Origin of the sequence: Paenalcaligenes niemegkensis (genome assembly GCF_022230885.1) — a bacterium.
Taxonomy (GTDB): domain Bacteria; phylum Pseudomonadota; class Gammaproteobacteria; order Burkholderiales; family Burkholderiaceae_B; genus Paenalcaligenes; species Paenalcaligenes niemegkensis.
The window spans coordinates 16,469-41,674 of record NZ_JAKGCT010000001.1 but is presented as its reverse complement, the minus strand read 5'-3'; the positions used below and the strand labels follow the sequence as shown (position 1 = coordinate 41,674).

22 protein-coding genes and 1 pseudogene are annotated in these 25,206 nt (G+C 51.0%); 9 read left to right on the top strand and 14 right to left on the bottom strand.

Going from position 1 to position 25,206, the window contains the following annotated elements; genetic code table 11:
• Position 1: 1 nt before the first annotated feature.
• The 5 genes and pseudogenes from pyrF to L1889_RS18645 form a co-directional block, all read right to left on the bottom strand.
• A pseudogene (gene pyrF / locus L1889_RS00220) lies at positions 2-822 on the bottom strand (orotidine-5'-phosphate decarboxylase).
• A gap of 9 nt (positions 823-831) precedes the next feature.
• The gene (locus L1889_RS00215; RefSeq protein WP_257793786.1) at positions 832-1,227 is read right to left on the bottom strand and encodes a diacylglycerol kinase; all 396 of its coding nucleotides are present in this window, start codon (positions 1,225-1,227) and stop codon (positions 832-834) included.
• A 140-nt stretch (positions 1,228-1,367) separates the two neighbouring features.
• A complete protein-coding gene (gene groL / locus L1889_RS00210; RefSeq protein ID WP_238663355.1) occupies positions 1,368-3,023 on the bottom strand; it encodes a chaperonin GroEL in 1,656 nt (551 codons plus the stop codon).
• 34 nt (positions 3,024-3,057) lie between these two features.
• Positions 3,058-3,345 (bottom strand): co-chaperone GroES, encoded by a 288-nt coding sequence (locus tag L1889_RS00205; protein WP_238663353.1) that lies wholly within the window; start codon positions 3,343-3,345, stop codon positions 3,058-3,060.
• 242 nt (positions 3,346-3,587) lie between these two features.
• A complete protein-coding gene (locus L1889_RS18645) occupies positions 3,588-4,502 on the bottom strand; it encodes a helix-turn-helix transcriptional regulator (RefSeq protein WP_238663351.1) in 915 nt (304 codons plus the stop codon).
• Positions 4,503-4,741: 239 nt separating this feature from the next.
• Here L1889_RS18645 and L1889_RS00195 point away from each other — a divergent pair, with 239 nt between their 5' ends.
• Together L1889_RS00195 and L1889_RS00190 are read left to right on the top strand one after the other, a co-directional pair.
• On the top strand, positions 4,742-6,937 hold the full coding sequence (locus tag L1889_RS00195) for a FepA family TonB-dependent siderophore receptor (RefSeq protein WP_238663347.1): 2,196 nt from the start codon (positions 4,742-4,744) through the stop codon (positions 6,935-6,937).
• Positions 6,938-6,986: 49 nt separating this feature from the next.
• The gene (locus L1889_RS00190; RefSeq protein WP_238663345.1) at positions 6,987-8,510 is read left to right on the top strand and encodes a methyltransferase domain-containing protein; all 1,524 of its coding nucleotides are present in this window, start codon (positions 6,987-6,989) and stop codon (positions 8,508-8,510) included.
• A gap of 11 nt (positions 8,511-8,521) precedes the next feature.
• Here L1889_RS00190 and L1889_RS00185 read toward each other — a convergent pair whose 3' ends face one another.
• Positions 8,522-9,223, bottom strand: a complete 702-nt coding sequence (locus L1889_RS00185) for a pirin family protein (protein WP_238663343.1) — start codon at positions 9,221-9,223, stop codon at positions 8,522-8,524.
• A gap of 98 nt (positions 9,224-9,321) precedes the next feature.
• Here L1889_RS00185 and L1889_RS00180 point away from each other — a divergent pair, with 98 nt between their 5' ends.
• Entirely contained in the window at positions 9,322-10,236 is a 915-nt protein-coding gene (locus L1889_RS00180) for a LysR family transcriptional regulator (protein ID WP_238663341.1), read from the top strand.
• Between the two features lie 71 nt (positions 10,237-10,307).
• On the opposite strand, the gene L1889_RS00175 is transcribed toward L1889_RS00180, so the two are convergent.
• The 3 genes from L1889_RS00175 to L1889_RS00165 are packed head-to-tail and all read right to left on the bottom strand — an operon-like array spanning position 10,308 to position 13,257.
• On the bottom strand, positions 10,308-11,603 hold the full coding sequence (locus tag L1889_RS00175) for a sulfate adenylyltransferase subunit 1 (protein ID WP_238663338.1): 1,296 nt from the start codon (positions 11,601-11,603) through the stop codon (positions 10,308-10,310).
• Positions 11,603-12,511: a sulfate adenylyltransferase subunit CysD gene (cysD, locus tag L1889_RS00170; RefSeq protein ID WP_238663336.1), complete on the bottom strand. Its 909-nt coding sequence runs from the start codon at positions 12,509-12,511 to the stop codon at positions 11,603-11,605. Before cysD ends, L1889_RS00175 begins: the two co-directional genes overlap by 1 nt.
• 8 nt (positions 12,512-12,519) lie before the next feature.
• The gene (locus tag L1889_RS00165) at positions 12,520-13,257 is read right to left on the bottom strand and encodes a phosphoadenylyl-sulfate reductase (RefSeq protein ID WP_238663335.1); all 738 of its coding nucleotides are present in this window, start codon (positions 13,255-13,257) and stop codon (positions 12,520-12,522) included.
• A gap of 363 nt (positions 13,258-13,620) precedes the next feature.
• On the opposite strand from L1889_RS00165, the gene ahpC reads away from it, so the two are divergent.
• Positions 13,621-14,184 carry an alkyl hydroperoxide reductase subunit C gene (gene ahpC, locus L1889_RS00160; protein ID WP_238663333.1) on the top strand — a complete coding sequence of 188 codons (564 nt, stop codon included), beginning with the start codon at positions 13,621-13,623 and terminating at the stop codon, positions 14,182-14,184.
• A gap of 123 nt (positions 14,185-14,307) precedes the next feature.
• On the top strand, positions 14,308-15,882 hold the full coding sequence (gene ahpF / locus L1889_RS00155; protein ID WP_238663331.1) for an alkyl hydroperoxide reductase subunit F: 1,575 nt from the start codon (positions 14,308-14,310) through the stop codon (positions 15,880-15,882).
• Between the two features lie 93 nt (positions 15,883-15,975).
• On the opposite strand, the gene L1889_RS00150 is transcribed toward ahpF, so the two are convergent.
• On the bottom strand, positions 15,976-16,887 hold the full coding sequence (locus tag L1889_RS00150) for a LysR family transcriptional regulator (RefSeq protein WP_238663329.1): 912 nt from the start codon (positions 16,885-16,887) through the stop codon (positions 15,976-15,978).
• Between the two features lie 100 nt (positions 16,888-16,987).
• Here L1889_RS00150 and scpC point away from each other — a divergent pair, with 100 nt between their 5' ends.
• The 3 genes from scpC to L1889_RS00135 all read left to right on the top strand — a co-directional run bounded on the left by scpC (position 16,988) and on the right by L1889_RS00135 (position 20,324).
• On the top strand, positions 16,988-18,496 hold the full coding sequence (gene scpC, locus L1889_RS00145) for a succinyl-CoA:acetate CoA-transferase ScpC (protein WP_238663327.1): 1,509 nt from the start codon (positions 16,988-16,990) through the stop codon (positions 18,494-18,496).
• Between the two features lie 136 nt (positions 18,497-18,632).
• Positions 18,633-19,280 carry a leucine efflux protein LeuE gene (gene leuE, locus L1889_RS00140; RefSeq protein WP_238663325.1) on the top strand — a complete coding sequence of 216 codons (648 nt, stop codon included), beginning with the start codon at positions 18,633-18,635 and terminating at the stop codon, positions 19,278-19,280.
• Between the two features lie 57 nt (positions 19,281-19,337).
• Entirely contained in the window at positions 19,338-20,324 is a 987-nt protein-coding gene (locus L1889_RS00135) for a diaminopimelate dehydrogenase (RefSeq protein WP_238663324.1), read from the top strand.
• 68 nt (positions 20,325-20,392) lie between these two features.
• Here L1889_RS00135 and L1889_RS00130 read toward each other — a convergent pair whose 3' ends face one another.
• Positions 20,393-21,781 (bottom strand): MATE family efflux transporter, encoded by a 1,389-nt coding sequence (locus L1889_RS00130; protein WP_238663322.1) that lies wholly within the window; start codon positions 21,779-21,781, stop codon positions 20,393-20,395.
• Positions 21,782-22,376: 595 nt separating this feature from the next.
• Between L1889_RS00130 and L1889_RS00125 the strand changes: the two genes are divergently transcribed.
• Positions 22,377-22,907 (top strand): copper chaperone PCu(A)C, encoded by a 531-nt coding sequence (locus L1889_RS00125; protein ID WP_238663320.1) that lies wholly within the window; start codon positions 22,377-22,379, stop codon positions 22,905-22,907.
• A 121-nt stretch (positions 22,908-23,028) separates the two neighbouring features.
• On the opposite strand, the gene L1889_RS00120 is transcribed toward L1889_RS00125, so the two are convergent.
• The 3 genes from L1889_RS00120 to L1889_RS00110 all read right to left on the bottom strand — a co-directional run bounded on the left by L1889_RS00120 (position 23,029) and on the right by L1889_RS00110 (position 25,185).
• Positions 23,029-23,835: an alpha/beta fold hydrolase gene (locus L1889_RS00120; RefSeq protein WP_238663318.1), complete on the bottom strand. Its 807-nt coding sequence runs from the start codon at positions 23,833-23,835 to the stop codon at positions 23,029-23,031.
• 86 nt (positions 23,836-23,921) lie between these two features.
• Positions 23,922-24,599 (bottom strand): tol-pal system protein YbgF, encoded by a 678-nt coding sequence (gene ybgF / locus L1889_RS00115; RefSeq protein ID WP_238663316.1) that lies wholly within the window; start codon positions 24,597-24,599, stop codon positions 23,922-23,924.
• A gap of 76 nt (positions 24,600-24,675) precedes the next feature.
• Complete coding sequence (locus L1889_RS00110; protein ID WP_238663314.1) at positions 24,676-25,185, bottom strand: OmpA family protein; 510 nt, start codon at positions 25,183-25,185, stop codon at positions 24,676-24,678.
• Positions 25,186-25,206 lie beyond the last annotated feature (21 nt).

Below are 25,206 nucleotides of genomic sequence, written 5' to 3'. Positions count from 1 at the left end.
CCTACCGGCCTCGGGCCTCGTTGATGGCATCACGGGTTTGTTTCGCTACTGCCGCCGCCATATCGCGCCAGTCTTCATCTGCGCTGGCATATAAAATGGCCCTGGATGAGTTGATCATCATGCCATTAGCTGTGCTGCTCATGCCCGCAGCCACCGTTGCAGCAATATCTCCCCCTGAGCTCCTATTCCTGGTACGAGTAATGGCATGTCACCTACCCGCTCCCGTACGGCAGCGACCTCGTCAGTAAAGGTAGCGCCCACTACTAGCGAGCATTGGCCATTACGATTCCACTTATTGGCCACAAGGTCAGCAACATGCAGATACAAGGGCGTGCCGTCTTCCATCTTCAGGAACTGTAAATCAGAACCTCCTGCATTAGACGTTCTGCACAATACAATCACGCCGCGGTCTTGCCAGTCTAAATATGGCTCGACGGAATCAAAACCCATGTATGGGTTGACGGTGACCGCATCAGCTTTGTAGCGATCGAATGCTTCGGCAGCATAATGACTGGCAGTAGAGCCGATGTCGCCGCGTTTGGAATCCAGCACGATGGGCAGCCACGGATACTGTTCACGCACGTAGTCGCAGAGTGCCTGTAGCTGTTCTTCTGCCGCCTGAGAGGCAAAATAAGCAATTTGTGGTTTGATCCCGCAAGCATAGGCAGCGGTGGCGTCAACAATCTCGCGACAAAACTCGAAGATAGCGTGAGGACGGTGTTGTAACTCGGCAGGAAAACGAGTGATATCGGGGTCCAGGCCTACCATTAGCATGGAGCCCGTTCGAGACCACGCGGCCTCAAGCTTAGTAGAAAATGTCATAAGTAATTGTTAGGTAGAAAACGAGGGCGCGAATCTAGTATAAGCAACAGCAAGCCAAATCATGGCTGCCAAGAAAAAGCTCAACACAACCGCAGCGCTGGCAATGTCTTTAGCTCTGCCAATTAATGGATGATAGTCGCTGGTTACGGCGTCAGCCACCGTCTCGATGGCAGAGTTTAGTAGCTCTGTGGTCAGTATAAACACGATAGAGCCTATCAGCATGACCAGCTCTAGCAGAGTTTGCGCTATGAAAAAAGCCAGGGGCACCAGTACGATCGCAAGCAGCAGCTCTTGCCTGAACGCCGCTTCGTGCTGATAGGCTGCTTTAAAGCCTTTGGCAGAGTAGCCGGCTGCTTGCAGAATGCGTCTGAAGCCGCCTTGGCTTTTAAACGGGTTATGGGACATGTTGGCAATTTAGCAATTAAGGGCTGTAGCAGATTATAGAGGGATGGCACAAAAAAGGTCCTTGCTGCAACCTTACAGCAAGGACCTTCTATATGCGCGGGGTTTAACTCGTCAGTTAAACCTTAGCTGCGAATGGAAGCTTAGAAGCCGCCCATTCCGCCCATACCACCCATACCGCCCATACCGCCCATGTCAGGCATACCGGCATCGCCTTTGTCTTCGGCAATTTCTGCAACAGCAACTTCGGTTGTCAGCAGCAGGCTGGCGATCGAAGCAGCATTTTGCAATGCAGTACGTGTCACTTTAGTAGGGTCTAACACACCTTGGGCTACCAGGTCACCGTACTCGCCTGTAGAAGCGTTGTAACCGTAGTTACCTTCGCCAGAAGCTACCTGGTTAACAACCACGCTAGGCTCATCGCCAGCGTTGGCAACAATAGTGCGCAGTGGGGATTCAATGGCACGCAATACCAGTTTGATACCGGCGTCTTGGTCGATATTGTCGCCTTTCAACTGGGAAACAGCAGCACGTGCACGAATCAGTGCTACGCCACCACCAGGAACAATGCCTTCTTCTACTGCGGCGCGTGTAGCATGCAGAGCATCTTCTACACGAGCTTTTTTCTCTTTCATTTCGACTTCAGTCGCAGCACCTACACGGATAACAGCAACACCGCCAGCCAATTTGGCAACGCGTTCTTGCAGTTTTTCACGGTCGTAGTCGGATGAGGCTTCTTCGATTTGTGCACGGATCTGTTTTACACGCGCTTCAATCGATGGGCTGTCGCCAGCACCGTCAATGATAGTGGTGTTTTCTTTGGCAACTTCGATGCGCTTAGCCTGGCCCAGGTGCTCTAGGGTGGCGGTTTCTAGCGACATACCGGTTTCTTCGGAAATAACAGTACCGCCAGTCAGGATAGCGATATCTTCCAGCATGGCTTTGCGACGGTCGCCGAAGCCAGGAGCCTTGACAGCAGTGGCCTTAAGAATGCCACGGATGTTGTTGACTACCAATGTAGCAAGTGCTTCGCCTTCTACGTCTTCAGCAATGATCAGCAAAGGACGGCTGGACTTGGCAACTTGCTCAAGAATTGGAAGCAAATCACGGATGTTGCTGATTTTTTTATCAAAAATCAAAACATAGGGATCGTCTAGCGCAGCAACTTGCTTCTCTGGACTGGTGATGAAGTAGGGTGAGAGGTAGCCACGGTCGAACTGCATACCTTCAACAACGTCCAGCTCGTTTTCGAGCGACTTGCCGTCTTCAACAGTAATGACGCCTTCTTTACCAACTTTATCCATGGCGTTAGCAATAATCTCGCCGATGGAGATGTCGCTGTTAGCCGAGATGGAACCGACTTGCGCAATTTCTTTGCTGGTAGTGCAGGGACGTGACAGTTTGCGTAGTTCGTCGACAGTAACGGCAACAGCCTTGTCGATACCACGTTTGAGGTCCATTGGGTTAATACCCGCTGCAACGTACTTCAAACCTTCTTCGACGATGGCCTGTGCCAATACGGTAGCAGTAGTGGTACCGTCACCAGCGTTGTCGGAAGTTTTGGAAGCCACTTCTTTAACGAGCTGGGCGCCAATGTTTTCGAATTTGTCTTTAAGTTCGATTTCTTTGGCAACCGACACGCCATCTTTAGTGACGGTAGGGGCGCCAAAAGAGCGATCCAGAACCACGTTACGGCCTTTAGGACCCATTGTGGTTTTTACGGCGTTAGCCAGAGTGTTTACACCACGGACAATACGTGTGCGGGCATCATCGCCAAATAATACTTGCTTAGCAGCCATTTTTAATTCCTTGATTCAGTGCGTAAATGGAGGATTACTCGATAATTGCGAGAATTTCTTCTTCGCGGATAACGAGCAGTTCGTCACCGTCAACTTTGACGCTCTGACCGGCATATTTGCCAAACAGAATTTTGTCGCCAACTTTCAGGTCAAGAGGCAAAACTTTGCCGTCTTCTGTACGCTTACCTGGGCCTACCGCCAGAACTTCACCTTGATCGGGCTTTTCGGCCGCGCTTTCAGGGATAACAATACCCGAGGCTGTAGTGCGCTCGTTGTCCAAACGCTTGACGATCACACGATCGTTCAGAGGACGCAGTGCCATAGTTGAACTCCTGTTCAAGTAAATACAAGTTGGATAAAATTTTTGCCAGTGAGCGTTGTTAGCACTCGATGGCTCTGAGTGCTAATTATACGGGCGAATGTTGTTAATTCAAGAGAGTACACGGCAAACGTTACACAACTGCTTTTCTTAACCTGAACAAACCCTTGCTACCAGCAATGGCTGCACTAGGGTGCTAGCCATTATTCATATATGGGGATGCTTGTTGTCGTTTCAAGAGCAGGTTAGAGAGAGTTTAGTCGATAGCCGACTTGCCCTGGCCGGATACCATAACGACGTCTGAAAGCGGTAGCGAAATTAGAAGGGCTGGAATAACCTGCCAGCCAGGCAGCCTCGGCCACGCTAACTCTTTTCTCTTCAAGCGCTAGCCGAGCTCGCTCCAAGCGAGATTCTCGTAAATATGCCACGACCGTCACACCCCACACGGAACTGAAATGGCGTTGCAGCGTATTAACGCTGACGCAAGCGTACTGGGCGATTTCTTCCAGGCTCAGGCTGTCTGCTTTGCCGCTGTCAAGAAAATTGCGTAATTGTTCCATGCGTATTCGGTCTCGTTTACGTAAACGAGTAGCCGCTTGCTTTGGCGCCCCTCCTTCTAGAGTAGCAAGAGCCTCAACGGCCAGTGCAAGGGCTCGGGCACCCAAATACATCCTCCATAGAGAGGGTGGCAAGGCTGGCGGCGTCAACATCTGTTCAACTAGCGTCACGGCTTGCGGAGAAATACTCCAGGGCGATACGGATAAATGTTTTTGAGCGAACTCTAAGCAGCCAGCTGATTCCAAACCCAGATGAGTTCGGAGCCAGCTTGGAGTCATGGTCATGCTAACAGTACGTTCCACATTGCCATGATTTGATTGCCGCAGAAAAGCGACAGGCTCGACTACGGATATCAGCGCTCCACGTAAACCTCCGCTAGCTTGTGGGCCCAGAAGTAATCGGTGTTGGCCAATGCTGACGTCAACTTTGCCTCCAATGACTAATGCAATTCTTAAACCAGGCTTCACGACTCCGTGGATGTCGGCTGCTTCTTGGTCTCGTGCATCAACACGATGCAGGATAAGGCCCGGGGCAAGCTCCATTGTGTCGAGCAGGCCATCAAACACGGCGCGGTTCGTATCGGTGGGATAGTATCGTGGCACTGCGTTTTGGGTCAGTCCATCCGTTCGGTATGCAAGCGGTAAATCCGCGGTTTGGCGAGGGATTGAGCGAAAAGATGGCATGAGTGCGGCGCTAACACATTAAGTTGAATGAGGATTTAGCAAAGGTTTTTGATGATAACTAAGTGCCTGGTCGTGGAAAGAGCTGACATAATTCCCAACAGTTGAATGATATTAGAAACCATTCTCAATTAAGAATCAAACGCCCCAGGAAAAATCACATGTTTGTCCCCCCTTTCCCCTTACAGTACGCTAGTGCTGCCGTTGCGTTGGCCTTATCGGGCGCCGCACTGGCCCAGGGGGTTACCCCAGTTCAGGAAATGCAGAGCATTCAAGTGCTTGGCACAGCTGAAGAAGAAATCAAAGAGTCGTTGGGTGTTTCGGTTATCACCGCCGAAGACATCCAACGTCGTCCCGCTACGAATGATCTCGCCGACATAATCCGCCGTGAGCCTGGGGTTAACTTGACGGGTAATAGCGCGAGCGGGTCGCGGGGTAATAATCGGCAGATCGATATCCGTGGTATGGGTCCGGAAAACACGCTGATCCTTATCGATGGTAAGCCTTCAACTTCAAGAAACTCAGTTCGTTACGGCTGGAATGGCGATCGCGACACACGCGGCGACACGAACTGGGTGCCTGCTGAGCAGGTCGAACGCATCGAGGTTATACGCGGTCCTGCGGCAGCACGCTATGGCTCGGGTGCTATGGGCGGGGTGGTGAACATCATTACCAAACGCCCGACTGACGAGACCAGTGGTTCTATCACCTATTATCGCGGCCAGCCTGAAGACAGCAAAGAAGGCAGCACTGATCGTGTTAATTTATCACTGTCCAGTCCTATCACTGATACGCTCAGTATGCGAGTGTATGGTAACTACAACAAGACAAGGGCCGATGCGCGTGACATTAATGCGGGTAAGGCGGCAGAGGGTGCCGACGGCATACCTCTGACCTCAGGGCGGGAAGGTGTTGTTAACAAAGATGTAAATGCTCTGTTGTCATGGCGGCCTAATCGCAGCAATACGCTGGATTTGGATCTCGGTTTCAGCCGTCAGGGCAACGAGTTCGCGGGTGACACTATGAACAACACCCCGGACGAGTATGTAAACGATCTGTACGGGGATGAAACCAATACCATGTACCGTGAGAACTTCGCTCTCACACACAGCGGCGACTACGATTGGGGCATATCTAAGGCATCGATAGCTTATGATTACACGAGAAATATGCGTGAACCAGAAGGCTTGGCAGGAGGCCCCGAAGGCCGGCCAGTCGCCGGAGAGAAGCAGCCATCCAGGCTGAAAAATCTTCGTGCTGCCGGCGAAATTAGCGTACCTTTCAAGTGGGGCGTCGAGCAATACGCCACAATGGGAGTCGAATGGTTACATGAAAGTCTGGAAGATCCGTCCGGTCTGCGGCAGACGTATAGCAGCGGCAGTATTGGTAATACAGGGCAAAACGACCGTGACCCTAAAACTGATCAGGACAGCTATGCCTTTTTTATCGAAAATAACATTGAAGCCAGTGATCGCATTACATTAACGCCCGGTGTGCGTCTGGATCATAGCAGCGAATTTGGCAGTAACTGGAGTCCAAGCCTGAATGGCTCGTACGATGCGACCGACTCTCTAAGACTTCGCGCAGGTATTGCACGGGCTTATAAAGCACCTAACCTGTATCAATCCAACCCTAATTACTTGTTGTACAGTATGGGTAATGGTTGCTTGCAGTCTGAAACCAATTCCCAAGGCTGCTATCTGGTCGGAAATGAAGATCTTTCGCCCGAAACTAGTGTAAATAAAGAAATCGGTTTCGAGTACGATCCCGGTACTTGGCGTGCCAGTGCAGCTTACTTTCGTAACGACTACAAGAATAAAATTGTAGCCGACACCAATGTTTTATACCGTTTGCCAAACGGGGCACGAGTATTGCAGTGGTCCAATAGCGGCAAGGCGGTGGTTGAAGGGCTTGAAGGTAATTTGTTTTTGCCTTTGGCGTCCAGCCTGGACTGGAACACCAACTTTACCTACATGATTGAGTCCAAAAACAAGAGCACTGGTGAGCCGCTGAGCATCATCCCCGAGTACACGATCAACAGTACACTTGATTGGTACTACTCGCCCAAGTGGTCGTTTCAGGCTAATGTCACATATTATGGCAAGCAAACAGGACCATCGTTTAATATCCGTACTGGCGAGGAAATAACTGGCGACGGACTGCAGACGATCAGCCCTTATGCACTTGCTGGCTTGAGTGCTGGCTACGAGTACAACAAAAATTTGCGTTTCCGCGTGGGCGTATCTAATCTGTTTGACAAGAGATTGTACCGAGAGGGTAATGCGACCTCTGCTGGTGCAGCCACTTATAACGAGCCTGGACGAGCCTATTACGCAACTATGACGGCTTCTTTCTAAAGAGCAATTGTGTTTTTCAACTTGAACTCTGCATTACCACTTCGTCACGATGCAATCTGATATCGATGGATACACGGGTGAAGTCGGTTATGCGGAGTATTTTCACCGTGGTACGGCACCAGCCTGGCTGCACTTTGTAGCCAGCGGTTTGGGCCGTAGTGCCCCTGATCCTTCTCGCCCCTATCGTTGGTGCGAGCTGGGTTGTGGTCCAGGGCTGGGTGCAGCTCTGCTGGCCGCTGCGAATCCACATGCTTCCTTCCATGCCGTAGACTTTAATCCTGAGCATATCTCGGTTGGTCGTTCCTGGGCCTGCAGTGCAGGACTGAGTAATCTCAGTTTCCAGCAAAGCAGTTTTTCTGATCTTGCGCAAATGGCGGCAGGGCAGTCTGAGCCTTATGACTATATCGTCCTTACCGGCGTTTATGCCTGGGTCTCACCAGCTAATCAACAGGCAATCCGAACATTTATTCAACGATTCTTGGCTCCTGGCGGGCTAGTCTATTTGAGTTATCCTTGCTTTCCGGGAATGGCCGAGATGGTGCCTGTGCGAAATTTGCTCTACGAATATGCGCAGGCAGCACAGGGAAGTGCGTCTCAGCGTGCTGCAACAGCGCTGGCTCAGGTACGAGCGTTGGGGCATGCAGGTGCCGCTCATCTAGCCAAGTACCCCGATTTGCTCAAAGCGTTAGATCAGCTTGATGGGCGTGACCCTGCCTACTTACTTCATGACCTGCTGTCCGAGCATTGGCAGGTTCAGCATGTGGGGCAGGTAGTCCGCGGATGGGAAAGCAGCAGTTGCTGCTGGTTAGGTAGCGCCCAACCAGCGGACAACATAGACGCCATAGCCCTTCCTGCACAAACCGAAGTATTACTTGCGGATCTGTCCGTCCCGGCTTTGCGTGAAAGCGCCAAGGCTTTCGCCAGTAATCAGACGCTACGTCACGATATTTATCAGCAGGTGGCTCGGGCAGCAAGGCTTACGAGCTCCGCCCATAGGCAGGCATTATTGCGACAGCGACTGCATGCCCTTCCGATGCCACATGATCAGGCAACTGATGACCGTGCCGTAGCCGCCATAGCACAGCCTTATTTTCATCCTGTGCGTCAGGCCTTGGCTCGTGGTGCTATAGGCTATGAGCAGTGCGCTGCGTCGTCTGCGTATGCGGCGGACCCCGGCAAACTGAATGCGGCCTTTCAGTTGCTCGTTGGTTCTGGAGTGGCCCATCCTTTATTGGAGCTCGCTCCCGATCCACGTCCTGCACAGTCGCTGAACCTGGCCTTGTGCCAAGCAGCGTTAAAGGGACGGCCTATACAATGGTTAGCGGCTCCCGCCTTGGGGAGTGCGCTGAATACAAGCTTGGCGCAGATGGCTGCCTGGATGGCCCTCCATGAAAAGGGCAGTGTATCTGCGACGGCTCCCATCGCCGACCGAGCATGGAAGGCTTGGCGTCGCTTTTCAGCGACGCTGCCTGTCCACCCTACGGCACTTTTCACCGATGCCTTGGCAAATTTCGAAAGTGAAGTATTACCGATTTGGCTCAGACTTGGCGTCGTATCCGACCAACGGCCTTAGTCCATGTTTGCTTAAGCCGCCGTTTCAACCAATACGATTTCAGAGTCTGATGAAGCCGAAATACGCAACGTGGATTCATCACGTATTGCTGCGCCATCTCGCGCTTCAAGTTTCACACCATTCACCTCAATGTCGCCTGTCGCTGCTACCAGATAGGCCACGCGCCCTACATCCAAGTGGTATTCGGTGGTTTGACCGGCCTCTAGCGTCGCACCAGAGACACGGGCATTGGCACGGATGGGCAGAGCGTCTGTATCGCCTTCCATTCCGCTGGCCAAAGCTACGAAACTGCCACCGCGCTCTCCTTTGGGAAAGGGTTTGCTTCCCCAGGAGGGGCTGCTGCCCGTTTCATCCGGCATGATCCAGATCTGAAACAAAGTGGTATCGATGGGTTCGCTATTGTATTCCGCGTGTTGTATGCCGGTACCGGCGCTCATTACCTGCACATCTCCAGCTTCAGTGCGGCCTTTATTGCCCAGGCTGTCTTCATGCGTGATGGCGCCATGACGAACATAGGTAATGATCTCCATATCGGAATGAGGGTGGGGCGGAAAGCCAGTTCCTGCTGCAATGGTGTCATCGTTCCATACCCGCAAGGCTCCCCAGCCCATGCGGTTGGGATCGTAGTAGCGAGCAAATGAGAAGTGATGCTTCGCGTCTAACCATCCGTGGTTAGCACCGCCCAGAGTTGTAAAAGGTCGACGGTCAATCATTTCGTTCTCCATAGTTAGTAATCTGATGGGTTAATACTAATATGCGCTGATGACTAAGAGAATAGAATAAATAGAAACCCATTCATTCCAAAAACAGCATGATTAAGTTACCAGATTTACAAGCATGGGCAATTTTTGCCAAAGTAGCCGAAGTAGGTTCCTTTGCCAGAGCCGCTAGTGAACTCGGCATTACGCAGCCTACCGTGTCGAAGGCTATTTCACGACTCGAGAAGCAGCTTAACGTCGCACTGTTTCACCGAACCTCAAGAAAAATGTCGCTCACTGGCAGCGGGCTGAGTGCCTTGGATGGCGCGAGCCGTATTTTACGTGAAGGTGAAGAGCTAGAGGCGAGATTGAGGGATAACGTCGCTTCACTACGTGGAACGGTCCGTATCAGTGCGCCGATGTCGTTTGGTATCTCTCACCTGGCTCCTTTGATACCTGCCTTCATGCAAGCCCACCCAGAGGTGATTTTAGAGGTGAGCTTTAGCGACGAGCTGACGGATATTGTTGCCGACGGCTTCGACATGGCGTTGCGAATTTCCAGTCTTCCTGACTCGAGCCTGCTTGCCAGGCGGCTGTGCATCGTGAAACGCTACATGGTAGGGTCACCACGCTACTTTGAACTTCACGGTACTCCCATGCATCCACGAGATCTTGCACAGCATCGATCGTTGCAATATATGTATGAAAGCAGTGGCAATACGTGGCGCTTCCAGCATGCCAGGCACGGTCAGTTTGCACAGACCGTGCCTGCTTTTCTAAGGGTCAATAACGCTGAGGCCCTGATACCGGCATTGTGCAGTGGGCTGGGCCTGGCGGTGCAGCCCGAGTTTTTGGTGTGGGAAGAATTAAAGGCCGGGGTGTTGACTGTAGCCATGCCCGACTGGGAGGTTCCGCCCATAGCCCTGCATCTGGTTACGCCCCCCAGCCGTGCGCGACCGGCACGTGTGCAAGTGTTTATGGATTATCTTGCCGAACACTTTGCCAAGGCTCCCTGGGCACATCCCTGACCGCCCAGACTAGGCAAGCGGCGCGCATTATTGAAAGCCCGTGCTTGCACAGCCCGCACTCCCGCACCGCCTTAGCGCACGATTCCGGCTGCAGCGGTCTGGTGTGTGGCGGAATCGATGAGAATAAAAGCGCCAGTGGTTGGTTGAGTCTCGTAAGGTTCCAGTATCAAGGCATCCCGTGTACTGAGACTTACCGAGGCAATGTCATTCATTTCAAGACGCTCGGCACCAGACCGGGGTTCCAGGGCTTCAATATCCCGTACCTGGTGAATGGTTTTAACTTTAGCTTGCGTAACTCGTGATCCTTGCTTGAGCCAATACGATCTGGCCGGATTAAGCGGATTTTCGTCCAGCCAGCACAGATCAGCTTGAATATCTCGCGTGGGAACGATAGCGTTCGTCGCCAAGGCGATTAAGTCTCCACGCGAGACGTCAATGTCGCGATCTAATAAAACGGTGACTGCGTCGCCTGCTTGTACGCTTTGAACGTCGCTTCCAGAGCGTTGTAAAGCTGAGATTTTCGCACTGACTTTAGAGGGCCAAACCGTGATTTCGTCACCTAGGTGCAGGCTGCCACTATCCAGATGGCCAGCATAGCCTCGAAATGCATTGGCCGCCTGGCCGTCATGGCGTATGACCCATTGGACAAACAGTCTGGCTTCGTTGTTTGATGACGTATCGGCCAACGACAGGCTTTCCAGCAGTCCGAGCAGGGGCAAGCCCTCATACCAAGGAGAAAAGGGAGAGAGCTTGCTGATGTTGTCGCCCTGTAATGCTGATATGGGTACTACCTGAAAAGAGCTGATGCCTACTTGGTTTGCCAGTTCGGAATAGGCATTCTGAATGCGATTAAATACAGCCTCGTCCCAACCGACCAGATCCATTTTGTTGATGGCAACGACGATATGCTTTACTCCCAGTAATTTGGCGAGCGTAGTGTGGCGTCGAGTCTGCGTTAGCAACCGGCCATCCCTGGCCTTGCTTGCATCGATGAGAATAATGACAGCTTGTGCTGTCGACGCCCCGGTGATCATGTTGCGAGTGTATTGCTCATGACCCGGCGCATCGGCGACGATAAACTTGCGTGAAGGCGTGGCGAAGTATCGATAGGCCACGTCGATAGTGATACCTTGTTCGCGTTCTGCCTCCAGCCCATCGGTTAAGAGCGCGAGATCCGGCTCGTGCCCATTGGTACGTTTATATTTTGAGCGGTTAATGGCGTCTATTTGATCGGCGAACACTGCTTGGCTATCCAGGAGCAGGCGCCCTATAAGTGTCGACTTTCCATCATCCACTGAACCGGCTGTGATAAAGCGCAATACGCCAGTGTCAGTGGTACTTACCCAGGATTCGTTTATGGCGTTCATTAAAAATACCCTTGTTTTTTTCGGTGTTCCATTGAGGCTTCAGAGGCTTGATCATCCATTCGCGTAGCTCCGCGCTCGGTGAGAGTGGCAAGAGCGGTCTCTTCAATGATGTCGTCAGGGCTGGCCGCTGTGGACTCTACAGGGCAGGTGCAGGAAATGTCGCCAACGGTTCTGAAACGCACGTTTACCACTTCGGTTGTTTCGCCTTCGTTGGGAGGCGTGAGGTGGGTATCCGGAACCAGCAAGCCGTTACGGCGCACTACGCTACGGGGATGGGTGTAGTAGATAGACGGGAGCTCAATATTTTCGCGCTTGATGTATTGCCACACATCAAGCTCGGTCCAGTTGGAAATTGGAAAAGCCCTGAGGTTTTCGCCTTTATGCACGCGGGTATTGAAAAGACGCCATAACTCTGGACGCTGCGCTTTAGGATCCCACTGGCCGAACTCATCGCGAAAAGATACAAAACGTTCTTTGGCGCGGGCTTTTTCTTCATCGCGTCGGGCTCCTCCGATACAAGCGTCGAACTGAAACTCTTCAATCGCTTCCAGCAGGGTTATTGCCTGCGCACCATTTCGGGTGTCATTTTCGTGACGTAAAACGACGGTTCCCCGGGCGATGGAATCCTCGACTGAGCGCACAATCAGTTTTTCGCCCAGTTCGGCAGCACGATTATCCCTGAAGCTGATTACCTCAGGATAATTGTGTCCGGTGTCGATGTGCATCAATGGAAACGGAAAAGCAGCTGGTCTAAAGGCTTTTTCGGCAAGCTTCAACAGCACAGCCGAGTCTTTACCTCCGGAGAATAATAATACCGGGCGCTCGCATTCGGCGGCGATTTCCCTTAATACGTAAATGGCCTCGGCTTCTAGCCAGTCTAAATGGGTACGAGGGGAAAGTGATCCCATGATGTCTCCTAAGTGTTCTCGGTTGTGGCAGTGGTTGGGCTTTGATGCAGGCCGCATTCGATACTGTCGCGTTGCTCCCACCACCAGCGTCCCGCGCGCACGTCTTCGCCCGCACGTATGGCACGCGTACAGGGGTCACAGCCTATGGAGGGATAGTTCTGGTCGTGGAGCGAATTGTAGGGAATGGCAAAAGTGCGAATTACCGTCCAGACCTGTTCTAGCGTCCAATCGCATAAGGGATTGAATTTTTGCAGTTGGAAGGCACTGTCAAACTCGTTTTTTTGTAGTTCGGAGCGAGTTTGGGATTGCTCTCGGCGCTGGCCTGTTATCCATGCGGATTTGCCTTGCAGGTAGGCCCGCAGGGGTTCGACTTTACGCAGACCGCAGCATGCTTTGCGCAGTTCCAGGCTTTCATAGAACGCGTAGGCGCCATGCTCTGCAACGTGCTGATCTACTTTTACCTGATTCGGCTTGAGACTGGTTACCTGGATGCCGTAATGACTATTGATGACATCAAGCAGGGCCAGAGTCTCCTTGTGCAGCCGCCCGGTATCAAGGGTAAAACTGGAAATATTCAGGCCGTGGGTGGCGATGGCGTGTTGAAGCACCATATCTTCAGCCGCTAATGAGTTCGCAAAGGTGGCATCCGGATGCTGCTGCTTTATCAATTGCAAATCGCTGAGTAATTGTTTCCAGAGTACAGCGGTTACAGCATCAAGTGCATTGTTTTCAGAAGGGGTAAACATGAAGAGCCTCAAAAGAAATCCCGTCCGGCGTGAGGTCGGACACCGCTGCCAGTTCAAGCGGTAGTGAGCTGGGGACTCTTCATTGTGCAGATGACACGAAGCAGACGGAACGAACTATTAGTTGATTCCTTATGGCCGTAGTGCATATGGAGCAGGGAGGGCCGTGGGCCAGAGAGGTTGCACTGCTTTAATCTGTCATTAATGGCTGTTACGATATGCGGAGTAGCTTGGATTTGGGCTACGCATTGAATGATGATAGTTAAAATCAATCGGCTTCATTGTTTTAATCAATTTTACAAATCAATAGGTAATTTCTATAATGAAATCACTGTCAATTGCTAACCACTACTGGAGATACATAGCATGTCATTAATCAACACACAGATCCTACCTTTTAATGCAACCGCATACGTTAATGGTGACTTCAAAGAGTACAACAACGAAAGCATTGCTGGTAAATGGTCTGTATTTGTATTTTACCCAGCTGATTTTACCTTTGTTTGCCCAACCGAACTAGAAGATCTGGCCGAACATTACGCCGAATTCCAACAGTTAGGTGTTGAGGTGTTCTCGGTTTCCACCGACACACATTTCTCACACAAAGCATGGCACGATTCTTCCGATGCTATCGGTAAAGTTACCTACCCAATGTTGGCTGACCCAACTCATCAGTTAGCACGCAACTTCCAGGTTCTGATCGAAGAAGAAGGTCTGGCGCTACGTGGCACATTTGTCGTGAACCCAGAAGGTCAGATCAAAGCCATGGAAGTTCATGATAACGGTATTGGCCGTGATGCCAAAGAGTTGTTGCGTAAAGTAAAAGCCGCTCAGTACATCGCCAAGAATCCTGGTGAAGTTTGCCCAGCCAAATGGGAAGAAGGCGCTAAAACGCTGACACCTTCCCTGGACTTGATTGGCAAAATTTAAGTCTGGTATCTCCGAGGTTATAGCCTTGTATAGGTAACGGCCTTTAGCCTGGCCTTCGGGCCAGGCACCTATGGTGTTATCGGCCCAGGTGATCAAAAATTTATGTCTCAGAGGAACCGTCAAATGTTAGATGCAAACTTAGTTAACCAACTCAAAGCGTACTTAGAAAAAATCGCGCAACCCATCGAGATTGTTGCGTCTCTGGATGACGGAGAAAAGTCTCTTGAGCTGCGTCAACTACTTAATCAGATTGTCGAGCAATCCGATAAAATCAGCTATCGCGAAGAAACAGATAATACCGAGCGCAAACCTTCATTCAGAATTAACCGCGTAGGTTCTGATATTAGCGTGGCATTTGCTGGTATCCCCTTGGGTCATGAGTTCGCCTCGCTGGTGCTCGCACTCTTGCAGGTTGGCGGTCATGCAGTCAAGTTCGATGAAAGTACTATTAAACAAATACAAAGTCTCGAAGGCGATATGCTTTTCGAGGTTTACTACTCACTAAGCTGCCAGAACTGCCCGGACGTGGTGCAGGCGCTTAATGCCATGGCAGTGATTAATCCGCGTATTCGTCCTGTTGCCATTGATGGCGCGATCAATCAAGACGAAGTCGCCAAGCGCGAAGTCATGTCGGTGCCCGCCGTCTACCTCAATGGCGAGGTATTTCATCATGGCCGGGCTAGCGTTGAAGAATTATTGGCCAAGCTTGATGCAGGCGATAGCGAAGCACAGGCAGATGCTATCAATCAGCGCGAAGTTTTCGATGTGTTGGTTGTGGGCGGAGGCCCGGCTGGTGCTGCGGCTGCTGTCTATGCAGCACGTAAAGGCATACGTACGGGTGTAGTCGCCGAGCGTTTCGGCGGGCAGGTGCTGGACACCATGTCTATTGAGAACTACATCTCTGTCGTTGAAACCGACGGCCCCAAGTTTGCTGCAGCGCTCGAAGAACACGTCAAGGCTTATGATGTAGACGTCATGAACTTGCAGCGTGCCGAAGCCTTGATACCCGGTAAAGAAATTCAGCTTAAGTTAAGTAATGGCGGTGTGCTCAAAGCTAAGTCAGTTGTACTGGCAACCGGTGCACGCTGGCGTGAGCTTGGCGTTGAAGGCGAGCAAAAGTACCGCAACCGCGGCGTGGCATATTGTCCTCACTGCGACGGTCCTTTGTATAAAGGTAAAGACGTAGCCGTTGTTGGGGGTGGTAACTCTGGCGTAGAGGCAGCTATTGACCTGGCCGGATTGGTAAACCAGGTTACCTTGCTGGAATTCGGTGATCAGCTTCGTGCCGATGAAGTCTTGCAGCGTAAATTGCATAGTCTGCCTAACGTGACAGTGATTACTCAGGCTCAAACTACGCAAGTGCTGGGTGATGGCAGCAAGGTTACAGCTTTGCAGTACACAGACCGAAGCTCGGGCGAAAGCCACGATATTGCTCTGGATGGTGTCTTTGTGCAAATTGGCCTGGTGCCAAACACCGAATGGCTCAAGGGTTCAATAGACCTTAGCAAGTATGGCGAGATCGAAGTTAATGATCGTGCGCAAACTTCAGTTCCAGGCGTTTTTGCAGCCGGCGATGCGACTACGGTTCCGTTCAAGCAAATTATTATTGCCGCCGGACAAGGTGCAACTGCAGCGTTAAGTGCTTTTGACCACCTAATACGCAGCTCGGTTGAAGAAGAGGAAGAGGTTACCGCTTAACGCTGTTAAGTCAGTACGGTAGTTAATCGAAGCCCCTGCAGCATTGTTGCAGGGGCTTCGCTGTTCTTGTGTCAATAGATCAAACCGCTTGTACTAGCTGTCCAGCAGTGCAGGCGGAATCCATTGCCCGCCCAGCACGGTTTCACAGCAGCTTAACCACGCCTTGGCAGCCAGTGATAAGTACGCGCTGTTCCAGACATGGGTGACTTCCCACTTGAGATCCGGCTCTACAATTTGAGCCACTTGTGCCGGGGTTTGAGCTAGCCTTGATAAAAAAGGTTCTGGCAGCAATGCCACGCCCAGGCCTGAGGTAGCCATGGATACAATCCAGTCCCACTGACTGCTTTGGGCGACCACCCTGGGCGAAATACTCATCTGGGCAAAGGCCTGGCGCAGTAATCGGGTTAAACCAAATTCGTCGCTGAGAAAAATCAGTGGCAGTGGAGCCAGTTCATCAAGGCTGATTTTGTCTTGCTTGGATTTGAATGTGTTTTCTGCCGCCAGTGCCCATACCGAATGAGACACTACTGTTCTGGTGTTGATGTCCAGACCGGGGGCGACGGGCGAAATACTAAAGCCCATTTCCAGTTTTCCTGAGGCCACCTGCTGTTCAATGGCAGGACCAGGAAGCTCTTGTATATGAAGCTGAATATTAGGATGCTGTCTGGAAAAGAGATTCAGAACATCCGTAAACAGCAGGTTGATCATGGGCGGAATACCCAGCCGCAGAACGCCCTGTTGCAGTGATTGAGTAGCATGAACTTCTGCCTGCAAGCGTTCTATGTCATGCAACACCTCAAGGCCTCGTTCCATCACCACTTTTCCACTGTCACTTAGTAGAAATTGCCTGGACTCCCGGATGATCAACGCCTCGCCAAACTCGTCTTCAAGTTGGCGGACCATTTTGCTGACGGTAGATTGAGTGACTCCTAGTTGCTCGGCGGCTTTAGTGAAGCTTCTTTGCTTCACCGTTTCAATAAAGTAGTGTAGTGCGCGGATATTCATTTAGCCTCCCAGCCTATTCCTAATGCGACTTATATCTAATCATTTTAGTCATAAAAGCGATGCTATGCTCGAAGCAAATGACTAAAATCAGGAGTGCGACATGTTTCACGATCGTATACGGTTGGCTTCGCTTGCCAGCAAAATCATGACTGCCGATCAGGCAGGTGAGTTTTTTCAAGATGGTATGACAGTAGGCATGAGCGGTTTCACTCGGGCGGGTGATAGCAAGGCAATGCCCGTGGCGCTTGCTGCGCGTGCTGCGAAATCACCCTTTGCCATTAATCTGCTGACCGGTGCCTCGCTTGGAAACGATAGCGATGGTCTCATGGCGTCGGCAGGTGTATTGGCACGCAGGTCGCCTTTTCAGGTCGACCCGCTTATGCGCAAGAAAATTAATGCAGGCGAGCTCATGTTTTGTGACTATCACTTGTCACAGCCTGCAGAAATGCTGCGTGCGAAAAAAGGTCTGCCTATCGATATCGCTGTTATTGAAGCTGTCGCCATTACTGAATGCGGAGCCATTGTGCCAAGCACCTCGGTAGGTAACTCAGCCTCTTTTGTTGCACAGGCAAAAATGGTTGTCGTCGAGCTTAACCTAAGCATGCCCCTTGAGCTTGAGGGGATGCACGATATTTATCTGCCAGGGGATCGTCCTGGCCGTCAGCCCATTGCGATTACCGATGTGTCTCAACGTATCGGCAGCACGTCAATTGCAGTAGATCCTGATCGCATCGTGGGCATTGTCATCACGGATGCCCCTGATAGTCCTTCTACAGCATTGCCTCCCGATGAGGAAACCAATGCCATCGCAGCGCATGTGGTTCGCTTTCTGGCAGGCGAGGTCACTGCCGGCCGCCTGACTAACGAGCTGCTGCCCTTGCAGGTCGGGATCGGCACCATTGCCAATGCCGTTACCTATGGTATTGCTCAGTCCGAATTTAAAAACCTGACTATGTATTCTGAAGTCTTGCAGGATAGCGCTGTAAGCCTGCTTGACTCCGGGCACTTGAAATTTGCTTCGGCCTCATCAGTCACCTTGTCCGCGCCGACGATGCAAAAGTTTTTGGAGAATCTGGATCGCTACAGGCAGCAGGTGGTCTTGCGCCCGCAAGAAATTAGCAATCATCCTGAAATTGTCCGCCGGCTGGGCGTCATCGCCATTAATGCTGCTCTCGAATTTGATATCTATGGCAACGTTAACTCCACGCATGTGGGCGGCACCCATATGATGAACGGGATTGGCGGATCAGGTGACTTTGCCCGAAACGCCCATCTATCGATCTTTGTGACCAAGTCCCTGGCTAAAGGTGGCGATATCAGCCGGGTAGTACCCATGGTGTCTCATGTGGATCATTGCGAACATGATGTAGATGTGCTGGTCACCGAGTGCGGTTTTGCTGATTTACGTGGTTTGGCACCTCGCGAACGGGCGACTGCGATAATTGCCAATTGCGTGCACGCTGATTATCAACCTGCAATGGCCTCTTACTTTGAACGAGCCTGCCAGCGGGGCGGGCATACTCCCCATCTGCTGGAAGAGGCGTTTTCCTGGCATTTGGATTTTCGGCAAAACGGGTCGATGAAAGATCGCGCTGAAGCGATGGTATAGACTTACAAAATAGTTATCTTGTGGTGTTCTACCGGCGTTGTTACGCCGGTTTTTTATCCTTAGACCATTATGCTTTGACGCGTATCGGGGTAATATAAATAAGCAGTATATTATTTTTTCTCTCTGAGGTCGTAGCGTGTTCGAGAACATCGGGGTCATTAATTTAGGCACCTACCTGGTCGGGGCGTTATTGATTATTTTGCTGCCGGGGCCAAATTCCTTGTTCGTGCTGGCCACCGCGGCTTCTCAGGGGGTTAAAGAGGGCTATAAGGCTGCGTGCGGGGTTTTCGTTGGCGATACCGTGCTATTGATACTTACGGCAGCTGGTGCGGCCTCGGTGCTTCAGGCATTGCCGATGCTGTTCTATACCGTCAGGGTTATGGGTGCTTTTTATCTTGCCTATTTAGGGCTGCGTATCTTGTGGTCGTTATACAGACCCGATCCGTCGCCCCATGTGCATCAGATCAGTACCACTAAAAAACACGGGGAAAGCCGTTTCGTTAAAGCCCTTACACTCAGCCTTCTGAATCCTAAAGCGATCTTGTTTTTGATCTCTTTTTTTGTACAGTTTGTAGATCCTGCAAAAGGACATCCTTGGTTAGCTTTTTCTGTACTGGGTATCTTTTTGCAAATCTTTAGTGTGGTGTATTTATCCACACTGATTGTTGGTGGTGCACGTTTAGCAGCAGGTTTTAGACGGCGTCGCCATCTATCGAGTCTGGCTAATGCCGCAGTAGGCGTGTTGTTTCTCGGTTTTGCGGCCAAAATGGCATTCGATCGCTAGACGACCAGGCTTAGGTATCAGGCAGACAAAATTTTTGTATATTAAGGACAATCTTTTATGAGCACTCCCATTCGAATCGGCATTGCCGGCTATGGCAATCTAGGGCGCGGCGTCGAGTTGGCGCTAGGCCAAAATCCCGACATGACACTTGTCGGCGTATTTACGCGACGCGAACCCGATAATGTGAAGCTCGTAAATTCAGATGTGCCTGTCTATAAGTTAAGTGATGTTGCGCAATATCGCGACAAAATTGACGTCTTGATTTTATGCGGTGGGTCCAAAGACGACCTGCCTCAGCAAGGTCCTGAGCTTGCACGCTGGTTTAATACGGTTGATAGCTTCGATACGCACGCAAAAATACCAGATTATTTTGCCGCTGTGGATAAAGTCGCTCGTGCAGCAGCGACTACCTCGATTATTGCGGTGGGCTGGGACCCGGGCTTATTTTCCATTAATCGCCTGGCAGGCGAGATCGTGCTCCCTGAAGGGGATACCTATACTTTTTGGGGTAAGGGCCTAAGTCAGGGGCATTCAGATGCCGTACGTCGTGTAGAGGGCGTACGCGCGGGCGTTCAGTACACATTGCCTGTGCAGGCGGCCATAGATCGTGTGCGCAACGGCGAAGCTCCACAGCTCAGCACCCGCGAGAAACATCAGCGCGAATGCTATGTGGTGCTTGAAACCGGCGCTGACGAAGCTGTGGTACGTGACACTATTGTGAATATGCCTGACTACTTTGCCGACTATGACACCACTGTGAACTTTATCAGCGAAGCTGAATTAAAAGCAGAGCACGCTGCAATGCCGCATGGTGGCTTTGTTATTCGAAGTGGCCGCTCTGGTGCAGGTACGCAACAAGTCGTTGAATATTCACTTAGCCTGGGCAGCAATCCCGAGTTCACATCAAGTGTATTAGTGGCATATGCTCGTGCTGCTCATCGCTTGAATACCAAAGGTAAACACGGTGCTAAAACCGTCTTTGATGTGGCTCCTGGTTTATTGTCACCCAAGTCTGCAGCTCAGCTGCGTCAAGAGCTTTTATAAGCATAGGCGGGTAGTCTATATAGGCAATAGCGTAGTCATAAGGCGTTGTTCTGGTAACAACGCCTTTTTTATCGTACGTAGGTTCGTTCGTGAAGTCGTTGGCTGTGTTTCATCCAGCGCAGGGTCAGCAAGATAGCTACAACAGTCAGGCCACACACCAGTCCAATCCAAATTCCTACCCCGCCCATGTCAAAACCAAAGGCAAGCAGCGCTCCGGCGGGCATGCCAATTACCCAATAACCGATAAGAGCCAATAGCATAGGCGTACGGGTATCGTATAAGCCTCTGAGCATACCGGCAGCGACTGCCTGTGCTCCGTCTGTAAGTTGGAAGAGCGCGGCAAAGAAAATGAACTGGGTGGCGGTGATCACTACAGCCCTGTTCTCCGGGGCTTGCGCATCAATAAAGAAACCAATCAGTGATTCAGGCATTCCCCACATGATAATGGCTGCTATACCCATACAGCCTACGCCCAGATAATAAGAGACCCAGCCTGCACGAGTTGCCGTTATGGGGTCTGAGCGGCCAGCGGCCAGACCCACACGAATAGTGGCTACCTGGCCAAAACCCAGGGGAAACATGTAGGAAATCGTACATATCTGTATAACGATGGCATGAGCGGCGAGCGAGGTGTCCCCGATAAGCCCCATCATCATGACGGCGGCATAGAAAACCAGCGTTTCGAGAGTAAATGTGATGGCAATCGGGACCCCCAGGCGCAATATGCCTGTGAGCTTGCTGAGCCTAAGCTTCCACCAGTCTTTAAAAACAGCGTAGCGATTGAAAGCAGGGTTTAAGCGAATCACGAGTACCATGCCCAGAAACATGGCAAAACTGGCGACAAAGCTTGAAATACCGGCTCCGCGTATGCCCAATGCCGGTACGCCAAGATTACCAAACACCAGTATCCATCCCAGAAGGGCATTTAGCAGAATAGCGGCTATTGCGACTATCAGAGTCCAGAATGGCCGCTCCAGTACGGACAATAGTGATCTTAATACGATATAGCCTAAATACGGGAGTAAAGACCATTGCAAGGCATGCATGTACTCCATGGCTTGAGCAACAATGACCGGGTTTTGACCAGCCGCGAGCAAAATGCTATCAGCGTGCCAGAGTAGAATCCAGAAGGGGATGCACGCCAGAAAAGCGGTGAAAAATCCGTGTCGAACAATGTCCTGGACTGCGGCAAGATTATCACGTTGCTTTCCTAGCGAAGTTGCAAGCATGGGTATGATGGCCGACACCAAGCCCAAGCTAAAAATCATACACGCCTGATATAGGCTTCCTGACAACGAGCCCGCTGCCAGTTCGCCTTTACCTAATCTGCCCATATAAACCACGTTAGTGGTCAACAGGGTGACTTGCGCAAGATTAGTGAGAATTAAAGGTGATCCCAAGCGTAAAGAAGCTTTGGTTTCGTTTAGCCATAGTCTGGCAGTAGTTTGGGGTGTCATAGCAAGACAGGAGCTAGAAGCTGCAAAATAATTTGTTTGTTTTTTTAAGTTGTCCCATAGTACACTTTCTCCCATGTTTAGGCGCTTCCACGGCTTTTCTTCTACAAATTTACGTCACTTGGCAGTCTGTTTATTGCTGCTATGTGTGTTGCTGCGATCCGCCGTTCCGGTGGGCTTTATGCCGACGCCAGAAAGGCAGGGTGGCGTACTATCATCGCTGACCTTTTGTGTTACAGGCTTATCCGCAAATGCAATGCAGTTTTTTGGCCTGCATTCGCCCCCACTCTCAGGATGAGCACGTCTCTCTTGATTGTGTCTTTGGCTCTTCATTAAACACGCCTTTTATAGGCAGCGCCGACTCTGTGCCATTATCGTGGTACGTCCTGCTGCTATGGACGGTCTTTTTCTGTTCCAGCAGCCTTTTCCAAGGCCGTCATTGTTTCGGCCCGCCGTTGAGGGCTAGGGCTCCGCCAGTCGTTGCTTAAGAACTTTTTTGCTTTGAATCGTGATTGAAAACGTCGCATACGATTCCTGCTTTGATTGTTGTTAGCTACGTTGGACCCTAATTATGTCGTTATCACTCCAAGGACAGAACATGAAAAAAACATCATTTAATATTGTGCTCACGGCGGCGCTTGCCTTTAGCTCTGTGGCAATGGCTCATGGGGATCATGGCCACCAGCATGAACATCACGGTCATGCGAAGGGGGATTATGCTGATGAGTTTGCTAGCGCTAAACCATCGTCAACTATCGAGGTGTCTGATTGCTGGATCCGCAACATCCCGACTCCAGCGCCATCGGCGGGTTATTTTGTTGTAAAAAATAATGGAAAAGAGGCTGTTAAGCTGCTGGCAGCCGCCTCATCTCAATACGATGACCTGATGTTGCATCAAACCATCGACGAAGACGGTATGGCAAAAATGAAGATGGCCGATGAAATTCTTATCGAGGCAGGTGACTCACTTGAGTTCAAGCCGGGTGGTTTTCACGCCATGCTCGAAAAGCCTACGTCAGCCGTCCAGACAGGAGACGAGTTAAGTCTGGAGTTTTTATTTAGCAATCATGAAAAAGTGGTGGCACATTGCGAGGCCATGGCCCCGGGAACTCGTGCTCACCAGCACTAAATAAAGTAGCGTCGTAAAGGCTCATTGATGCGGGAACAGCAGCCTGATAGCTGCTTGCTTTCGCGTGTAATGAGCCTTTTTATACGGCTTCGAGTTATGCACAGCTGAAAGCTGGCCGTACCTATATCGCGTATTTAGCTGTTTTATTATCCACAGCCGTCAAAAACCGTAAAACACTTTGATTAAAAGCCTTAGGGTTAGCCAGATTCATACCATGCGCTGCATGGGCGATGGTTACTTCATAAGCATGGGGCGCCTGTTTTTTCAGGGCTGCTATACGTTGTTTATAACGTATGGGGCTATGTTGTCCGTTAATCAGCAATACAGGGCAGTTATCCAGTTTCAGTGCATCCAGGCTGAGCAGGAAGCCACTCTCCTGAGCTTGCTTGAACAGGGTGGGGGCGTTATCGCGAACCATGATTTTGAACCAGCTCACCATCTGTTGCCAAGTTGCCGGGCCGTTGACGGTATCTACAAATAAGGCCAGTGCCGCGTCGGTCTGACCACGCTCCAGCAGTGGTAATACCTTGTCAAAAATAGAAGAGTTTTCATCATCGGGTAGCTTAAAGCCTGGATCAGCCAAACTAAGTGAACGTAGCTGCTCGGGCCTGTTGATCGCTATTTGCAAAGCAGCCTGTGCGCCTCTGGAGTGTCCTAATAAGTGATAGCGCTCGGACGGTGCTATATCGGCCAGCAGGTTTTGTATGGTTTCGGCCTGGAGATGAGTACTGAAACGATCCAGATTCAAAGCCGGCCAATATCCAGGAAGGCTGGGAGCAATAACGCGATAGTTCTGCGAAAGAATCTTAAGTTGCAAGCGCCAATAGCGGTAGTCACAAAGCGAGCCGTGCAACAAGACGAGCGGGCTACCGCTACCTAACTCTTCATAAAAAACGGGGACGCCGTGAACTGAGTGCTCTTTTAGCATTTTTAAGGGTTTATGATTGGATCATTGTACGTACACAAAAGCGCCCCATACTTTCATAAGTGGGGCGCTTTTGCTGATGCTGAAGGCTATTGCAGTAATTCTAGACGGCTACGAGCAGTATCGGCAGCAGCCGATTGTGGGTAGTCTTTAACGATACGTTGTAATGTGTTTTGTGCGCCAGTCAGATCGTTGCTTTCGACTTGACTGGAAGCTACGACCATCAAGGCGTCTGGTGCGCGCGCTGCCTCGGGATTACTTTGAACCAAGGCTTGCAGCTTTTGTATGGCAGCAGCGAAGTTACGTGAAGCATATAGGCTGCTTCCTTCATAGAAACGTACTTCATCGAGCTGGGCACTGCTGGGATAGGCGTCAATAAAGGCGGCGAAGCCACCGGCAGCTTGGGGATATTGGCCACTACGGTATAGATCCATAGCGCCTTCATAGGCCGCTTGTTCCTGGGGGTCGGTAAATAAGGTCTGGCTGTTTTCTTCTGGAGGCTGATTTTGAGAGGCCTGCCAGTTTAGCTGTTCTACCTTACCGCGAAGCTGTGCTACCTCGTGGCGTAGCATTTCAACTTCATCAGCTAAGCGAAGTCGAGCCTGCTGGTTCTGTTCGCTAGTCTGGCGGATTTGTTGACGTAACTCGATAATGGCGCGACGAGCTTCGTCGTCGGCAAAGGCTTGGGCAGGTAGCGCAAAAAGCAAACCGAGGCTGCTAAGTGTGGCTACTGCAAGCTGGCGCAAGGGCAGATTATATAGGCTCATCGATGCTTCCGTGTAAATAAAAAACGCCGAGGCGGAATAGGCCGCCACGGCGTTAGTGTAAACCAGCTATCGTGAATTAACGTTGATAAACGATATCTGCACGACGGTTTTCAGCGTAATCGCCTTCGGTGTTACCCAAAGCTTTAGGACGCTCTTTACCAAAGCTGACTGCTTCGACCTGATTTGCATTAACACCGAGCAAGCCCATCATGCGTGCAACCGCTTCGGAGCGACGCTGACCCAAAGCCAGATTGTACTCAGCGCCACCCCGTTCGTCGGCATTACCTTCGACGCGGATGTTTTGCTGAGAATTACGGCTTAGGTAGCCCGAATGCATTTCTACAAGGCTGCGGTATTGTTCGGGCACGACATAGCTGTCGAAATCGAAGTAGACCGAACGCTGTTGTGCCAGTGGGCTTTGTGGGTTGAATGGATCCATAACTTGACCAGTTGAAGGATCGGTACCAACGCCACCACCACCAGAGCCTGTGCCTGAACCACTTTCATCAAGAGGTACAGAACTACATGCGGCTAAAGCTATCGCCATAGCAGCTAGGGTGAAACCTTTAAAAATGCGCGCGCTCATTAGAGTTCCTTTAAAAAGAGT

What these genes read in the sequence shown, in the direction of transcription:
- scpC (WP_238663327.1), top strand. Translation starts at nt 16,988, where the DNA reads ATGTTTCACGATCGTATACGGTTGGCTTCGCTTGCCAGCAAAATCATG.
- L1889_RS00195 (WP_238663347.1), top strand. Translation starts at nt 4,742, where the DNA reads ATGTTTGTCCCCCCTTTCCCCTTACAGTACGCTAGTGCTGCCGTTGCG.
- L1889_RS00135 (WP_238663324.1), top strand. Translation starts at nt 19,338, where the DNA reads ATGAGCACTCCCATTCGAATCGGCATTGCCGGCTATGGCAATCTAGGG.
- L1889_RS00175 (WP_238663338.1), bottom strand. Translation starts at nt 11,603, where the DNA reads ATGAACGCCATAAACGAATCCTGGGTAAGTACCACTGACACTGGCGTA.
- cysD (WP_238663336.1), bottom strand. Translation starts at nt 12,511, where the DNA reads ATGGGATCACTTTCCCCTCGTACCCATTTAGACTGGCTAGAAGCCGAG.
- L1889_RS00180 (WP_238663341.1), top strand. Translation starts at nt 9,322, where the DNA reads ATGATTAAGTTACCAGATTTACAAGCATGGGCAATTTTTGCCAAAGTA.
- L1889_RS00165 (WP_238663335.1), bottom strand. Translation starts at nt 13,257, where the DNA reads ATGTTTACCCCTTCTGAAAACAATGCACTTGATGCTGTAACCGCTGTA.
- L1889_RS00120 (WP_238663318.1), bottom strand. Translation starts at nt 23,835, where the DNA reads ATGCTAAAAGAGCACTCAGTTCACGGCGTCCCCGTTTTTTATGAAGAG.
- groL (WP_238663355.1), bottom strand. Translation starts at nt 3,023, where the DNA reads ATGGCTGCTAAGCAAGTATTATTTGGCGATGATGCCCGCACACGTATT.
- L1889_RS00130 (WP_238663322.1), bottom strand. Translation starts at nt 21,781, where the DNA reads ATGACACCCCAAACTACTGCCAGACTATGGCTAAACGAAACCAAAGCT.
- ahpC (WP_238663333.1), top strand. Translation starts at nt 13,621, where the DNA reads ATGTCATTAATCAACACACAGATCCTACCTTTTAATGCAACCGCATAC.
- L1889_RS00205 (WP_238663353.1), bottom strand. Translation starts at nt 3,345, where the DNA reads ATGGCACTGCGTCCTCTGAACGATCGTGTGATCGTCAAGCGTTTGGAC.
- L1889_RS00215 (WP_257793786.1), bottom strand. Translation starts at nt 1,227, where the DNA reads ATGTCCCATAACCCGTTTAAAAGCCAAGGCGGCTTCAGACGCATTCTG.
- L1889_RS00190 (WP_238663345.1), top strand. Translation starts at nt 6,987, where the DNA reads ATGCAATCTGATATCGATGGATACACGGGTGAAGTCGGTTATGCGGAG.
- L1889_RS00150 (WP_238663329.1), bottom strand. Translation starts at nt 16,887, where the DNA reads ATGAATATCCGCGCACTACACTACTTTATTGAAACGGTGAAGCAAAGA.
- ybgF (WP_238663316.1), bottom strand. Translation starts at nt 24,599, where the DNA reads ATGAGCCTATATAATCTGCCCTTGCGCCAGCTTGCAGTAGCCACACTT.
- L1889_RS00125 (WP_238663320.1), top strand. Translation starts at nt 22,377, where the DNA reads ATGAAAAAAACATCATTTAATATTGTGCTCACGGCGGCGCTTGCCTTT.
- ahpF (WP_238663331.1), top strand. Translation starts at nt 14,308, where the DNA reads ATGTTAGATGCAAACTTAGTTAACCAACTCAAAGCGTACTTAGAAAAA.
- L1889_RS00185 (WP_238663343.1), bottom strand. Translation starts at nt 9,223, where the DNA reads ATGATTGACCGTCGACCTTTTACAACTCTGGGCGGTGCTAACCACGGA.
- L1889_RS00110 (WP_238663314.1), bottom strand. Translation starts at nt 25,185, where the DNA reads ATGAGCGCGCGCATTTTTAAAGGTTTCACCCTAGCTGCTATGGCGATA.